Below are 13,910 nucleotides of genomic sequence, written 5' to 3'. Positions count from 1 at the left end.
GGTGAGCGCGAAACCCGGGCTCGGTCAGTCGACGCGGTAGCCGGCCTGTGCAGCCAGCAGCGGCGCGAGCGTGTAGAGCTGGTCGGCGCCGATCGTGGCCCCGCGGAACCCCTCGAGCCGTTCGACCCGGTCCAGGTCGGCTCCGCGCAGGTCGACGTGGTCGATGCGGGTGTTCGACCCCTCGGCGGCACGGATGCTGCTGCCGTCGAACGACACCCGCAGCAGCTTCGCGTCGGCGATGTCGAGCTCGTCGATGACGCAGTCGCGGAACACCACGTCGGTGATCGTCGAGCCACGCAGGTTCACGAACCCGAACTTCATGCCGACGAACTCGACGCCGTTCAGCCCGGAGTCGTACAACTCCGCCGACCCGACCCGCCCGCCGGAAACCCGGACCTCGCGCCACGTACTGCTCGATGCCCGCAGGATCGGGGCGTCCAGCGAGTCGATGATCGAGTCACGGACGCGGAGCCCACGGAAGTCGGCATCGTCCCCCCGGAGCGTGTCGATGACGCACTCCTCGATCTCCAGGTCGGGCAGCCGCTCGCCGGTCAGGTCGAGGACGTCGATGCGCTTGCCCTCGATGCGGTCGCCCGTCAGGACGTCACCGGGAGCTGGCGCCCAGTCCTCCAGGTTCATCGGTTCGGTCAGGGTGATGCGCGGGGCGTCGGTGCCGGAGGAACGTGCCATGCACCCAGTCTGTCGGTGACCGCCGACCCCGCGGGCCCCGACCGGGATCAGGACCGGGGTCGGGTGAGGACGCTGTCCAGCCGGTAGTCCTTCGCGGGGCCGCGCGCTTCCCACCGCACGCTCCAGCGGTCCTGGTCGCCGTCGAAGGCCCCGGTGTAGTCGTCCGGAGCGCAGGCGTGGGCGACGCTCGTGCCCCAGACCCAGTCGTGGAAGACCCGACCGTCGGAGAAGTGCACGGTCCAGCCGCCGTCCGGGCCGCGCCGCAGGACGAGGGTGCGCGAGACCGGCGTCGTCCGGCCGTCGAACGTCATCACGCCGGACTCGTCCCAGCGCACCTCGTCGTCACCGACCCGGGTCAGGGTGGTGGTCCCGGTGACGGTCCCCGCGGCACCGGCGCGGTGGTCGTGCACGGTGCGGTGGAGTTCCCACACCCCGAGCAGGTCCGTCGGCAGCAGCACCCGCCCAGGCTAACCGCGCAGGGCCTCCGCCCGCGCGGCTCGGCGCTCGTCCTCGCTGATGACCCCGCGGGCGTGCAGCTCGTCGAGTTCGAGGAGCCGCTGTTCCGGCGAGGTCCGGCGCGCACCGTGCGGGCGCCGACTGCGGACGACCGCGATGCACACGGCGGCGATGACCGCCACGACGACGAGCACCATCAGCAGGGTCCAGACGAGGTCGTAGACCGGCGGGATGAGGGGGTTGCGGAGTTCTTCCGAGGCGATCATCGTCCGCGCAGGGCTTCCGCTCGGGCGCTGCGGTGTTCCTCGTCGGAGATCACGCCGCGGGCGTGCAGGTCGTCGAGTTCGGCGAGGCGCTGTTCGAGCGGCTTGTCCGGTGCGAACGTGCGGCTCTGCATCGCCTGGTACGCGATGTCCTCCTGCATGGTGAGCGGGTTCTGACCGCGGTCGGCCATCCGCTTGCCCCGGTAGAGCGCCAGGACGGCGATCGTCAGGGTCGTGAGGATCGCCAGGGCGACGACGACCCCGAAGGCGATGCCGAACCAGCCGTCGAACAGATCGGGCATCCCCGAGCCACCCGGCCCGTCGATCTCACCGAACGCTGAACCACTGAGCACCATCGCGCTCCCCCTTCTCACAACGACGAGCGAAGCTTAGCGCGAGACGGGGAACACGAGCGGCCGTTCCTTCCCAGAACGCCCGCGATGGAACGTGGAAACGGGCGTACCTGGTCGGAACTCCCGACCCGGTACGCCCGGAAGCACCCGGTACGCCCGATCCGACCCGGCAGCGCGAGCCGCACCCAGGGCGACCACCCCACCCCAGCCAGCCCGACCCCGCTCAGCCGCGCAGCGGCCCCGACCCCGGCACGTTCGCACCGTCCGCGAAGCCAGCCACGAGTGCACGCAACGCTTCTTCGGAGGTGTGTCGGGCCTCCCATCCGAGCACCGACCGGGCACGGTCGGTGCGCATGATCGGCACACCGGCCGCGATGTCGATCCACCCGGCGTCCGTCGGCTGCAACCGCAGCCGCCACGTCAGCGTCACGATCCCGCGCAGCAGCCCCAACGGGATCCGCACGGCGCCGAGCATGCCGAAGGCCCGAGCCAGTCTCGGCGGGTTGAGCACGGGCGTCGCGGCGATGTTGAACGCCCCACCCGCCCGTCGGTCGACCGCGCGCCAGTAGGCGTCGGCGACGTCGTCGGCATGCACGGCCTGGAACACGAACGGGTAGGGCAGCGGCAGCACGAGCCAGCGGATCCACCGCACGATCGACATCGGCACCAGGTGTCCGAGGAACAGCCCGCGGATCTCGGCGGCGGCGTCCCGCTGGAAGATCAGCCCCGGGCGCAGCCGGGTGACGGTCACGGCGGGGTGGTCGGCCTCGAACGCGTCCATCGCCGCCTCGTTGGCGGCCTTGTGGATCGAGTACGTCGCCGTCGGGATGCCGTCCGTCGGCCAGCTCTCGTCCACGGGAGTCCGCTTGCCGTCGACGTCCACCCCGCGGTAGGCACCCACCGAGGACGCAACCACCACCTGGGGCACCTCGGCACGTGCGACGGCGGCCAGGACGTTCGCCGTGCCCGTCACGTTCGTGCGGTACTGCACCGGGATGTCGTGCGTCGGTTGCAGCGCCCACGCCAGGTGGATGACGGCGTCGGCACCCTGGAACACGGCGGCGAGCTGGTCCACGGCGTCCGCGGCACCGATGTCGACGGCGTGCCAGACGGCGGCGTCGTACGGCTCCGCACGCAGGTCCGGCAGCCGCCGGGCGACGCCGACGATCTGGACGCCGGCGCCGTCACGGCCGGTGGCGTCACGTCCACCGCCGTCACGGCCAGCGGCGTCAGGCCCGACCGCGTCACGGCCAGCGGCGTCACCGTCGCCGTCGGCGCGCACCGCCGCGAGCCGACGGAGCACCGCCGTCCCGACGTTGCCGGTCGCGCCGACGACGACGATCCGCATCAGGCTGCGGCCATCGCGGGGTCGAGGACGACCTTGACGCAGTCGTCCTGCTTCTTCTGGAAGACCTCGTACATGTGCGGCGCGTCCTCGAGCGAGACACGGTGCGACGTCAGGTCGAGCGTGCCGAGCGGGTCCGACGGGTCCGAGACGAGCGGCATGATGTCGTCGATCCAGCGCTTCACGTTGCACTGGCCCTCGCGGATGGTGATCTGCTTGTCGAAGAGCGTCATCATCGGCATCGGGTCGGCCATGCCGCCGTAGACACCGCTCAGCGAGACGGTGCCGCCACGACGGACCAGGTCGATCGCCGCGTGCACGGCCGCCAGGCGGTCGACACCGGCGGTCTCGATCGCCTTCTGCGCGAGCTTGTCCGGCAGCAGGCCGGCGGCGCGCTGCGCGAAGCCCGCCATCGGGTTGCCGTGGGCCTCCATACCGACCGCGTCGACGACCCCGTCGGGGCCGCGGCCGTCGGTCAGGTCGACGAGCTCGGGGACCATGTCCTTCGTCAGGTCGAACACCTCGGCGCCGTGCTTCGCCCCCAGGTCACGGCGGACCTGCTCGGGGTCGACGGCGAGCACGCGGTAACCGAGGTGCTTGCCGATGCGGGCGGCGAACTGGCCGACCGGGCCGAGGCCGAGCACGGCGAGCGTGCCGCCCTCGGGCACCTGGGCGTACTGCACGGCCTGCCACGCGGTGGGCAGGATGTCGCTCAGGAACAGCCAGCGGTCGTCGGGGGTGCCGTCGTCCGGCACGACGATGGGGCCGTAGTCGGCGTGCGGCACGCGCAGGTACTCGGCCTGGCCGCCGGGGACCTGGCCGTACATCTTCGTGTATCCGAACAGCGAGGCCCCGGTGCCGTACTCGGTCACCTGGGTGGTCTCGCACTGGGACTGCAGGCCGTGCTGGCACATCCAGCAGTGGCCGCAGGAGATGTTGAAGGGGATGACGACGCGGTCGCCGACCTTCAGGTTGGTGACGCCGGACCCGACTTCCTCCACGACGCCCATCGGCTCGTGGCCGAGGACGTCGCCGCGGTCGATGTACGGGCCGAGCACGCGGTACAGGTGCAGGTCGGAGCCGCAGATCGCCGAGGAGGTGATCCGCACGATCGCGTCGGTCGGCTCCTGGATGGTCGGGTCGGGGACGGTCTCGACGGACACCTTCTCGGTGCCCTGGTAGGTCAGTGCGCGCACGTTGCGTTCCTCTCGTGGTCGCTTCGAGCCGGCCTGGAGGCACGACTCGCGTTCCCCTCCTCGGTACGCGTCCGACCCGTGGACGCTCCCAGCCCCGGGTCCCCCTCGCGCGGGTCGGCGCGCGGACGGCGGCGCGCCGCTCGGCGGACGCCGGTCAGCCCCGCAGCCGGTCCCGCTCCGTCGGTGGCAGGTGCTCGGTCGCCGTCCGGCGGGCCGCCGGGCTGAGGAACCGGCCGCTCTGCTCCAGGAACGCCACCAGCGCCGCCTCGGACGCCCGCTTCCCCGTCTCGCGCAGGACCAACCCGAGCGCCGACTGCACCGTCTCGCTGCGCTCCCGCACCAGGCGTCCGGCGATCCCGAGGGGCACCTCGGCGTCGCCCTGCTTCACGAATGCCAGGGTCGCCACGACCGCGATCCGCCGGACCATCGCCACGTCGGACTTCGCCAGCGCGAACAGCGGGCCGGTCGAGGCGCCCAGCAACGGTGCGCCGACGAGTTCCTCGGCCGCCAGGTCGACGAGCACCGGGTCCTCGAACCGTTCGGCCTTCGCCGCCGACAGGTACTCGTCGGTGAGCTCCGGGTCCGGGTACGCCCGCATCGCCTGCACGAGCAGCAGGACCGCGACGAGCTTCGCGCCGTCGTCCTCGCTCCAGAGCAGCGCCGAGCGTTCCCCCTCGTCGAGGTCGTGGAACTGCCGGGCGACCCTGCGGGCCGCGGCGACGTCGCCGGTGGTCCGGGCGAACGCCGCCAGCACGGCCTCCGCGTCACGCCCTGCCTGGAGGCCCGTCACGCGGCCGCCCCGTCGCTCACGTCGGCCTGCGGTTCCCTCGGGCGCCCGCGGCTGAGCACGATGACCGCGACGACCACCAGGAACGCCGCGAACAACCAGGTGCCGACCTGTGGATCGACCAGGCGTGCCAGGACCGCGCCGCCCGGTGAACAGACGGCGGCGGTGATGCCGACCGTCAACCCGACGCGCAGGTCGACCGCGCGGCGCCGCAGGTTCGCGACCGTCCCGGACACCGACGTCGGCACCATCGTGAGCAGCGACGTGCCCTTCGCCAGCAGGTCACCGGCGCCGAGCACGACCTCGAGGCCCGGCACGATGACGACCCCGCCGCCGACCCCGACCAGCCCGGACAGCACACCCGACAGCAGCCCGAGCAACAGCAGGACGATCGCCTCGACGACCCCGAAGTGCACCTCGCCACCGCGGGTCGGCACCGTGGTGAACAGCGACACGAGCACGACGGCGATGAACCCCACGAAGATCCACGGCAGCACGCGGAGCGGCAGGGCACGGAGCAGCCGTGCGCCGATCGGGGCGCCGATGACGCTGCCGATCGCCAGGGTCAGGGCCGCGAACCAGTGCACCTCGCCCTGCACGGCGTACGCGATCGCCCCGACGACGGCCGCGGGGGCGATCGCCACGAGCGAGGTGGCCGAGGCCCGTCGTTGGTCCATCTGTGCGAAGGCCATCAGCGCCGGCACGACGATGACCCCACCGCCGACGCCGAACAGTCCGGACAGCACCCCCGCCAGGACCCCGATCGCCACCAACACGATCCCGGTCCCGCCACGCTTCCTCATCCCGCCCAGGCTATCCGCGCCGCGGGCTACGACGCAGCCAGCGCCCGCTCGTCCTCGTGCACGAGCTGGTGCACGCGCTGGTACGAGACGCCGAGGACGACAGCGATGTCCCGCAGGGTGAGGCCGTCGTCCTTCAGCGAGACAGCGATCGCTCGCCGCAGCGAGAGCGCTCGAGCCTCCTTCGCCTCGGCCTCGGCCCGCAGCGCCGTGGCTTCCTCGAGCGAGCGCGCCAGGTCAGGCTCGAGCTCGGCGCGGATGACCACGGTGACGTCATCCTGATCGACCCCTGCGACGAAGCCGATCCGGGACAGCGGGCTCCTCGCACCGTGCGAGGCCCTTCATCGAGTGAGCAGAAAAGGTCGAGTGCCCTCGAGCCACCCGACCTTTTCTGCTCACTCGATGCGCGGGGCGAGGACGCGTGCGACACACGCGACGTGCGAACGACGAACGACTCCCCGCCCGCGTCAGCGGAAGTGCATGTTCTTCAGCGGGTCGACGAGCACGCCGTTCCGCCGCGTCTCGACGTGCACGTGCGGCCCCGTCGACTGCCCGGTGTTGCCGGACTTGGCGATCTCGGTGCCGAGCTTCACGATCTGCCCCTGCTTCACCTCGATCTTGCTGAGGTGCGCCGTCAGGACCGTCGTCATGCCGTACGTCACGACGATGTAGTTGCCGTAGGCCCCGTCGTTCGCGACCGTCCGCGTCACGGTGCCCGTCCCCGAGCCGTACACGGGAGTGCCGACCGGCACGGGGGCGTCGGTGCCCTGGTGGTAGCGCGGGACGTGCCCGGCGCCGCGGTCGTCGCCGTACCGCCCGGTGATCTTCGTGCCGTTGACGGGCCAGGCCAGGCCGGTGACCGGTCGGCTCGACCAGACACGGGTGTCCTTCGCCCCGTAGAGCACCACGTTGCCGTCGACCTGCACGAGCAGGTTGCCCGACCCGGCGGTGCTGGTGCGGGAGCTCCAGATCGCGACCTTCTTGCGCGACGCGTCACGGGTCCAGATGACGAAGTTGCCCTTGGTCTGCAGCTCGGCCCAGGCGCCCGGGTGGCCGCCGGTCCGCGACTGCCAGACGACCCGTCCGCTGACCTTCTGCACCAGGTTGCCGTCGGTGCGCATGTTGAGGATCCGCGTGTTCGAGGTGTCGGAGCGCAGGACCGTCCCGCCGAGGATCCTGTTGCCCGACGCGACGCGGTCCTGGAACCCGGTCCAGCCCACGACGACGGCCTTGCCGGCGAGCAGGGCCATCGTGCCGTCGGCGCGGACCTTGAACGCCGTGGAGCTCGCGGTGCCCGCCGACGTCCAGCGCACCAGGCGCTTGCCGTTCCGGGTGATGTCGAGGGCGCGGTCCTTGCGCACGACGGCGATCGCCCCGGAGTTGCCGGCGGTGTTCGACGCCCACAGCACGCGGTTGCCGATGCCGTACTCGACCAGGTTGCCGTCGCCCTGCATGATGAGCTTGAACTGGCCGTTCGGCGACGTGACCTGGTCGCCGGGCAGGATCTTCGTGCCGGCGGGGACCGAGCCGACCCAGACGGCAGAGGCCGCTGCCGGTTCGGCCGTCGCGACGGCTGCCCCGGCCGCCAGGGCCAGTGCCATCACGGCGCCGGCGATGCGTGGGAGTCGGCGCGCACGAGCGACGGTCGACGGAGTGGTGGTCATGGATCCCCTGCCTCGGGCCGACCACACGAGCGCGCGGCCGTTCGGCGCTCGCCCTGCACGAGTCGCCGAACGATGTTCGCTTTTCTGCACGGGGTGCACAACCCCGCGGACGGGGGGTCTCCAGCACCGGACCGGTCACCGCGGGACAGGATGGGGGCATGCCGACGCCGAATCCTGCCTTCGTCCAGCCCCCTGCGCAGACCACTCGACCTGACCTGCGGGGCACGTTCGGGATGGCGGCCTCGACGCACTGGATCGCGACGGCGACCGCCCAGTCCGTGCTCGAACGTGGTGGCAACGCGTTCGACGCGGCCGTCGCCGGGGCCTTCGTCCTGCACGTCGTGGAGCCGCATCTCAACGGCCCGGGCGGTGACCTGACGGCGGTCTTCGCGACGGCCGCGAACCCCACGCCGACGGTGCTGGTCGGGCAGGGTCCGGCTCCCGAGGGTGCGACACCGGAGCACTACCGCGCCGAGGGGCTCGACCTGGTCCCCGGCTCCGGCGCGCTGGCCGCGGCCGTCCCCGGCGCGGTCGACGCCTGGCTCCTGCTGCTCCGTGACCACGGCACCTGGGAGCTGGCGGACGTCCTCGCGCCGGCCGTCGGGTACGCCCGCGACGGCCACCCGGTCACACCGGCGGTGGTCCGGACGATCACGACCGTGCGGGACCTGTTCGAGGAGCACTGGCCCACCTCCGCCACGCAGTGGCTGCCGGGAGGCGCGGTGCCGGTCCCCGGGGACCTGGTGCGCAACGAGGCGCTCGCCACCGTGCTCGACCGACTGGTCGACGCCGGTTCGGGCGCCGGCAGCCGGACCGGCCGCATCGACGCGGCTCGGTCCGAGTGGGCGGAGGGGTTCGTCGCCGAGGCGATCGACCGGTTCGTCCGCGAACCGCACCGGCACGCATCGGGCATCGACCATGCCGGCGTCATCCGCGCGTCCGACCTGGCCGCGTTCCGGGCCTCGTACGAACCCGCGACGACGGTGGCGTTCCGGGGCTGCACGATCGCCAAGACCGGCGCGTGGGGCCAGGGCCCGGCACTGCTCCAGACCCTGCGGCTGCTCGAACCGCTCGACGACGCCCTGCTCGACCCTTCCACCGAGCTCGGTGCGCACACGATCGTCGAGGCGCAGAAGCTCGCGCTCGCCGACCGCGAGGCCTTCTACGGCGACGGCGAGGTCCCGCTCGACGTCCTGCTCTCCGACGCCTACGCCGACGAACGCCGCGCCCTCATCGGCGAGCGTGCGTCGGCCGAACTCCGGCCCGGCACGATCGCCGGGGTCGGACACGCCATGCCGCCGATCCGCACGTCCTCCGGCTCCGCCGCGGCGGCGGGCGTGGGCGAACCGACCGTGCAGGTCGCCCGCGACCGTGACGGCGACGTCCCCCCGGCTGCTCCGGTCGAGGACCGCGGTGAGCCGTTCGTGACCCCCGACGGCGAGACCCGCGGCGACACGTGCCACATCGACGTCGTGGACCGCTGGGGCAACATCGTCAGCGCGACCCCGTCCGGCGGCTGGCTGCAGTCCTCACCGACGATCCCGGAGCTCGGGTTCTGCCTCGGCACCCGCCTGCAGATGACGTGGCTCGAACCGGACACGGCCTCGACCCTGCGCCCCGGCGAGCGCCCCCGCACCACGCTGACGCCGACCCTGGTGCTCCGCGACGGGCAGCCGGTTGCGGCGCTCGGCTCCCCCGGCGGTGACCAGCAGGACCAGTGGCAGCTGCTGTTCCTGCTGCGCTGGATCGTCGGCGGGTACTCCCCGCAGCAGGCCATCGACGCCCCGGCCCTGCACACCACGTCGTTCCCGGGGTCGTTCTGGCCGCGCACCTGGGAGCCCGCGGGCCTGGTGGTCGAGGACCGCCTGGGCGACGAGGTGATCGCCGCGCTCGAGGCCCGCGGACACGTCGTCACGCGTGGTGGCGACTGGAGCCTCGGCCGGTTGACGTGCGTCACGCGCGACCCGGACACCGGTGTCCTCGGCGCCGCCGCGAACCCCCGCGGCAACCAGGGGTACGCCGCGGGACGCTGACCGGCGCTCGTTCCTTCCCAGAGCACCCGCGCTGGAAAGAGGGATCGGGCGTCCCTGGTCGAAACTTCTGACCAGGGACGCCCGATTCCACCTGGGACGCCCGAGCCCGGCTCAGAGCGTCGGGACGACGACCGCGCGGCCCGAGAGCTCGCCGGCCTCGAGCTTCCGGTACGCCTCGAGCGCGTCGGACAGCGCGTACCGCTCGACGTCGGGCACGATCTGCCCGGCGCGGTACATCGCGACGACCTCGTGCAGGTCCTCGATGGTGCCCCAGTAAGTGTTCGTGATCGTCGACTCGTACGGCGTCGCGAAGAAGTTCCACTCGGTGGTGCCGCCCGCGATCCCGACGACGGTGAACCGGCCGCCGACCGCCATCGAGGCCTGCGCGACCCCGATCGTGGGAGTGGCTCCGACGAAGTCGAACGCCGCATCGACACCGCGTCCGCCGGTGATCTCGCGGATGCGCTCCGCCTGGTCCCGGCCACCGGGGACGGTGATCGCGCCGCGGGCGGCCGCGCGGTCCATCGCGTCCTGCTTCATGTCGGTCGCGATGACCGTGGCGCCGGTGAGCGCCGTCAGGATCTGCACGGCGATCTGCCCGAGGCCACCGAGCCCGACGACGAGTGCGAAGCGACCGCCCCCGGCCAGGTTCGGCAGGGAGTTCTTGATCGCGTGGTACGGCGTGAGGGCGGCGTCGCTCAGCGGTGCGGCGGCGACCGGGTCGGCGTCGCCGAGCGGCACGAGGTTCCGCGCGGGGACGCTGACGTACTCCGCCATGCCGCCGTCGCGACCGAGGCCGATGCCCATGTACGGGTTCGTCGCGGCGTTCTCGCAGTAGGTGTCCTGGCCCTTCGAGCAGTACGAGCAGTGCCCGCAGCCGACCGGTCCGTAGACCAGGTAGGCGTCACCCTCGGCGAAGCCCGTCACCCCGTCACCGACGGCCTCGACCCAGCCGGAGTTCTCGTGGCCGAGCACGAAGGCGGGGGCCTGGGCTCCCGGCTGCCCCTGCTGGAACTCGCGGTACACGGCGACGTCGGAGTGGCAGGCACCGGCGCCGGCGACCTTGAGCAGGACCTCACCGGGTCCGGGTGCGGGCTTCGGGACCTCGGTCAGGGACGGGAAGGTCTGGTACTGCTCGAACACGACGGCGCGCATGGGTGTCTCCTTTGATCGCCCTTCACGCTACACCTGTCGTCGTGGACGACATGTGTCGTCCAGTTGCCGCGAGATCGCGTCCGCCGCCGAACAGACCGCGGTCGAACCGTGCTCCGCCCGGACGGGGCCGGCTCGCGGCCATACCCATCACCACGAGCCAGCCGATCGGTCCGGTGAACACGAGGAGCAGGATCCACAGCCCGGTGTGGTCCCGGTCGTGCAGCCGCCGCACGAGCAGCGACCACCGGGGCACGATGGTCAGGATCGTCGGGACGAGCAGCACCAGGTCCCACCCGTCCGGCCAGACCTCCCGGTTGCCGGCCCCCCAACCGAACGACCCGTCCCGCCCGCGGTCGACCAGGTCGAACGAGACCTGCGGTGAGGGGACGGCTCCGAACGGGTCGACGTACAGCTCCCACCGCCCTCCGGTCCCGTGCACACCGACGACCCAGAGCGCGACCCCGGCCAGCGCGAGCTCGAGCGCGATCACCCACCAGAACTCCGAACGGCTCGCCCGTCCGTGGAACCGCCACCCTTGCGTCCAGAACCGCAGCCAGGCGACCACCGGGTTCGTCACGTCGGCCGGACCCTGTTCGAGCACGGACCTGCGGAAGTTCACGGCCTCACTGTCCCCCATGCGCCCGATCGTAGGGCAGACCTGCGTCTTCACCGTGAGCCGGTTGCGAGAACGAGCGTTCTCGGATTGACTCGGGAGCGGTGGTCCCATTCGGGACCACTCCCCCACACGAAAGGAGCGGGCATGCCCACTCGCACCGCACGCACCGCCTGGAACGGCGGCCTCGAGGACGGTTCCGGCCAGGTCGAACTCTCGAGCTCGAAGGTCGGCACGTACGACGTCTCGTTCCCGAAGCGCACCGCCGAGGACGCCGGCGGCACCACGAGCCCCGAGGAGCTCATCGCCGCCGCCCACTCGGCCTGCTACGCCATGCAGTTCTCCGCCGTCCTCGGCGAGGCCGGCGGCACGGTCGAGGCCCTCGACGTCAAGGCCGACGTCTCGCTCGGCCCGGACCCGGACGGCGGCTTCCGCCTCACCGGCATCGTCCTGACCGTCAGCGGCGAGGTCTCCGGCATCGACGAGGCCGCCTTCCTCAAGGCCGCCGAGGACGCCAAGGCGACCTGCCCCGTCAGCAAGGCACTGACCGGCGTCGAGATCACGCTGCACGCGACCTTCGAGCAGTAGGCGCGCGAAGCAGGAACCGTCACGACGTGACGGACGGGAGGCCCGGTGCCAGCTGGTACCGGGCCTCCCGTCCGTCGCCCACCTACGCTGGGTGCCGTGCCCCGATTCCTCGCCACCCCGACCCTCGTCGCCCTCTGGCTCGGCCTGCTGACCGTCGTGGTCGGGGTCGTGTTCGTGTTGACGGCGCCGTCGGCCTCAGCGGAATGGTTCGCGTACGCGCCCCTGGCCCACGTCACGTTCGTCCCGAGCGTGCGCCCGTGGCAGCTGACGGTCGGACCGGTCCTCGTGCTGGTGGGCGCGGTCGTCGCGGCGTTCGCCCTCGGCAGACTCAGCGCGCGCCGCCGGAGCTGATCCGGACGCGTCCAGCGGACGTCCGGACTCAGCTGCCGTCGACTGGCACCATGGCGGGATGGCCGAGCAGCACCCCCCGGGCCCGCACAAGCCGGGCCGCCCGCCCCGGCCACGCCGGCGCAGTCTCGCGCAGCACGACCTGCGCGACGCACGGGCCCGGCTGCGCGGCACGATCTACGAGCACGTCGAGCCCGACGCCAAGGGGCGCGACCAGTACACGGCGACGCAGATCGTCGACTTCTGCCTCGACCTGGCCGAGGTCATGCTCGCCTCCGGTGCCGACACCCGCAGCGTCGAGACGGCCGTGGTGGCGGTCTCGACGAAGTGGAACCTCGCCCCGCTCGACCTGGACTTCTCCGGCAGCTCGGTGACCATCCAGTACGCCCCGGCCGACGTCCCGCCGCTCGTCAAGGTCCGGACGGTCAGCTCCGACGGCTCCGACCTCGACCGGTTGGCGCGGGCGAACCAGATCGTCGACGACCTGATCCACGACGAGCGCGACATGACCTCGGCGGTGAGCGCCCTCGTCGCGGTGCTGCGGATGCCGCCACGCTGGCCCACGTGGCTCGCCGACGTGGGGCTGTCGATCCTGGGCACCTCGATCGCGATGCAGGCCGGCGGCGGGTGGCGAGCGGGCATCGGAGCGTTCGTGCTGATGTTCGGGATCATCCTGTCGGGGCGCTGGCTGACCGGCCGCGGCTACCCGCAGTTCTTCGTGTCCGGGGCGCAGGGGGCGGTGGCGTCCGTGATCGGCACCCTCGCGATCGGCGCGGGTGTGCTGCACCCGGCCGGCGCCGCGACCATGGTGGCGGCGCTGGTGGTCCTGCTCCTGCCGCACGTCGCGCTCGTGACCTGGGCCCAGGACGCGATCTCCGGGTTCCGGGCGATGGCGGTCGCCCGCGCGTTCTACATCGGGCTGGTCATCGCGGCGATCGTGGTGGGGGTGCCCGCCGGGATCGCGATGACGAAGTGGCTGCACCTCGAGGTCGACCCGTCCGGCATCGTCACGCAGACGCTGCCGTTGTGGGCCTCGCTCTCGCTCACCGTGGTGTCGGCCGGGGCGAACTGCTTCGTGCAGCAGGCCAGCGCGCGGGTGATCCCCGTCACCGTGGTGTTCTCGGTCGCCGCGGGTGCGTCACTGTGGGGGCTGCGGCAGCTCGGCCTGCCGCTGCTCGGTGCGACGTTCCTGGCGGCGGTCCTGCTGGGCGTGCTGTCGACCTACGCGGCGGTCCGGATGCGGACGGCCGTGGCGGCGATCGCGGTGCCGGCGTTCTGCGGAGCGCTCCTGCCCGGTGTCGCCGTGTCCGACGCCCTGCTGAACTTCATGTCCGGTTCGTCGAGCGCGGCCCTCGACTTCGTGGCGGCGGTGTCCGTGGCGCTGGGGATCGGCGCGGGCCTGGTGCTCGGTGGGCTCTTCGCGACACCGGGTGCCCGGCGAGCACTCCGACGCACCCGTCGGGTCGTCGTGCACTCCGTCCACAACGACACCAGGGCACTGCGGGTCATCCGGGACACCGGGTACGACCCCGGCGACGGGTCGGTGCCGCGCGGGTCGCGGAGCGGTGGTGCCGGCGGCGCGTCGTGAGCGCGGCGGGGTGCGCTCGGTGAGCAGAAGA

16 protein-coding genes are annotated in these 13,910 nt (G+C 72.3%); 4 read left to right on the top strand and 12 right to left on the bottom strand.

The features are described 5' to 3' along the window. Nucleotides 1–24 precede the first annotated feature (24 nt). From BOSE127_RS00305 to BOSE127_RS17465, 10 genes are all read right to left on the bottom strand, one after another. Nucleotides 25–690: a pentapeptide repeat-containing protein gene (locus BOSE127_RS00305; protein ID WP_017887518.1), complete on the bottom strand. Its 666-nt coding sequence runs from the start codon at nucleotides 688–690 to the stop codon at nucleotides 25–27. A gap of 47 nt (nucleotides 691–737) precedes the next feature. After that, a complete protein-coding gene (locus tag BOSE127_RS00300) occupies nucleotides 738–1,148 on the bottom strand; it encodes a DUF6314 family protein (protein ID WP_056073193.1) in 411 nt (136 codons plus the stop codon). A 9-nt stretch (nucleotides 1,149–1,157) separates the two neighbouring features. Continuing rightward, nucleotides 1,158–1,412: a hypothetical protein gene (locus tag BOSE127_RS00295; protein WP_017887520.1), complete on the bottom strand. Its 255-nt coding sequence runs from the start codon at nucleotides 1,410–1,412 to the stop codon at nucleotides 1,158–1,160. After that, nucleotides 1,409–1,711 carry an SHOCT domain-containing protein gene (locus BOSE127_RS00290; protein WP_156463926.1) on the bottom strand — a complete coding sequence of 101 codons (303 nt, stop codon included), beginning with the start codon at nucleotides 1,709–1,711 and terminating at the stop codon, nucleotides 1,409–1,411. Before BOSE127_RS00290 ends, BOSE127_RS00295 begins: the two co-directional genes overlap by 4 nt. Nucleotides 1,712–1,985: 274 nt before the next feature. Next, nucleotides 1,986–3,110 (bottom strand): NAD-dependent epimerase/dehydratase family protein, encoded by a 1,125-nt coding sequence (locus tag BOSE127_RS00285; protein WP_042541017.1) that lies wholly within the window; start codon nucleotides 3,108–3,110, stop codon nucleotides 1,986–1,988. Continuing rightward, the gene (locus BOSE127_RS00280) at nucleotides 3,110–4,303 is read right to left on the bottom strand and encodes a zinc-dependent alcohol dehydrogenase (protein ID WP_017887523.1); all 1,194 of its coding nucleotides are present in this window, start codon (nucleotides 4,301–4,303) and stop codon (nucleotides 3,110–3,112) included. Before BOSE127_RS00280 ends, BOSE127_RS00285 begins: the two co-directional genes overlap by 1 nt. 154 nt (nucleotides 4,304–4,457) lie before the next feature. Further along, complete coding sequence (locus tag BOSE127_RS00275; RefSeq protein ID WP_052481944.1) at nucleotides 4,458–5,093, bottom strand: DNA alkylation repair protein; 636 nt, start codon at nucleotides 5,091–5,093, stop codon at nucleotides 4,458–4,460. Continuing rightward, complete coding sequence (locus BOSE127_RS00270) at nucleotides 5,090–5,893, bottom strand: sulfite exporter TauE/SafE family protein (RefSeq protein ID WP_159555943.1); 804 nt, start codon at nucleotides 5,891–5,893, stop codon at nucleotides 5,090–5,092. The genes BOSE127_RS00275 and BOSE127_RS00270 overlap by 4 nt, the downstream gene beginning before the upstream one ends. Before the next feature lie 26 nt (nucleotides 5,894–5,919). Then, the gene (locus BOSE127_RS00265) at nucleotides 5,920–6,156 is read right to left on the bottom strand and encodes a sigma factor-like helix-turn-helix DNA-binding protein (protein ID WP_056073201.1); all 237 of its coding nucleotides are present in this window, start codon (nucleotides 6,154–6,156) and stop codon (nucleotides 5,920–5,922) included. 201 nt (nucleotides 6,157–6,357) lie between these two features. Beyond that, nucleotides 6,358–7,554 (bottom strand): peptidoglycan DD-metalloendopeptidase family protein, encoded by a 1,197-nt coding sequence (locus tag BOSE127_RS17465; RefSeq protein ID WP_159555942.1) that lies wholly within the window; start codon nucleotides 7,552–7,554, stop codon nucleotides 6,358–6,360. Nucleotides 7,555–7,712: 158 nt separating this feature from the next. On the opposite strand from BOSE127_RS17465, the gene BOSE127_RS00255 reads away from it, so the two are divergent. Further along, complete coding sequence (locus tag BOSE127_RS00255) at nucleotides 7,713–9,587, top strand: gamma-glutamyltransferase family protein (protein ID WP_159555941.1); 1,875 nt, start codon at nucleotides 7,713–7,715, stop codon at nucleotides 9,585–9,587. Between the two features lie 111 nt (nucleotides 9,588–9,698). Here BOSE127_RS00255 and BOSE127_RS00250 read toward each other — a convergent pair whose 3' ends face one another. Further along, nucleotides 9,699–10,742: an NAD(P)-dependent alcohol dehydrogenase gene (locus BOSE127_RS00250; RefSeq protein WP_042541023.1), complete on the bottom strand. Its 1,044-nt coding sequence runs from the start codon at nucleotides 10,740–10,742 to the stop codon at nucleotides 9,699–9,701. Between the two features lie 22 nt (nucleotides 10,743–10,764). After that, on the bottom strand, nucleotides 10,765–11,379 hold the full coding sequence (locus tag BOSE127_RS00245) for a DUF805 domain-containing protein (RefSeq protein WP_042541025.1): 615 nt from the start codon (nucleotides 11,377–11,379) through the stop codon (nucleotides 10,765–10,767). A gap of 123 nt (nucleotides 11,380–11,502) precedes the next feature. Between BOSE127_RS00245 and BOSE127_RS00240 the strand changes: the two genes are divergently transcribed. The 3 genes from BOSE127_RS00240 to BOSE127_RS00230 all read left to right on the top strand — a co-directional run bounded on the left by BOSE127_RS00240 (nucleotide 11,503) and on the right by BOSE127_RS00230 (nucleotide 13,879). Further along, the gene (locus tag BOSE127_RS00240) at nucleotides 11,503–11,943 is read left to right on the top strand and encodes an OsmC family peroxiredoxin (protein WP_042541027.1); all 441 of its coding nucleotides are present in this window, start codon (nucleotides 11,503–11,505) and stop codon (nucleotides 11,941–11,943) included. Between the two features lie 96 nt (nucleotides 11,944–12,039). Beyond that, nucleotides 12,040–12,294, top strand: coding sequence for a hypothetical protein (locus BOSE127_RS00235; protein WP_159555940.1), 255 nt, complete (start codon nucleotides 12,040–12,042; stop codon nucleotides 12,292–12,294). A gap of 58 nt (nucleotides 12,295–12,352) precedes the next feature. Then, complete coding sequence (locus BOSE127_RS00230) at nucleotides 12,353–13,879, top strand: threonine/serine ThrE exporter family protein (protein WP_017887533.1); 1,527 nt, start codon at nucleotides 12,353–12,355, stop codon at nucleotides 13,877–13,879. Nucleotides 13,880–13,910 lie beyond the last annotated feature (31 nt).

Source organism: Curtobacterium sp. 8I-2, assembly GCF_902506155.1.
In the GTDB taxonomy this organism is placed as follows: domain Bacteria; phylum Actinomycetota; class Actinomycetes; order Actinomycetales; family Microbacteriaceae; genus Curtobacterium; species Curtobacterium poinsettiae.
Note: the sequence above shows the minus strand (reverse complement) of the source record. Positions and strands in the feature narration are given on the sequence as shown.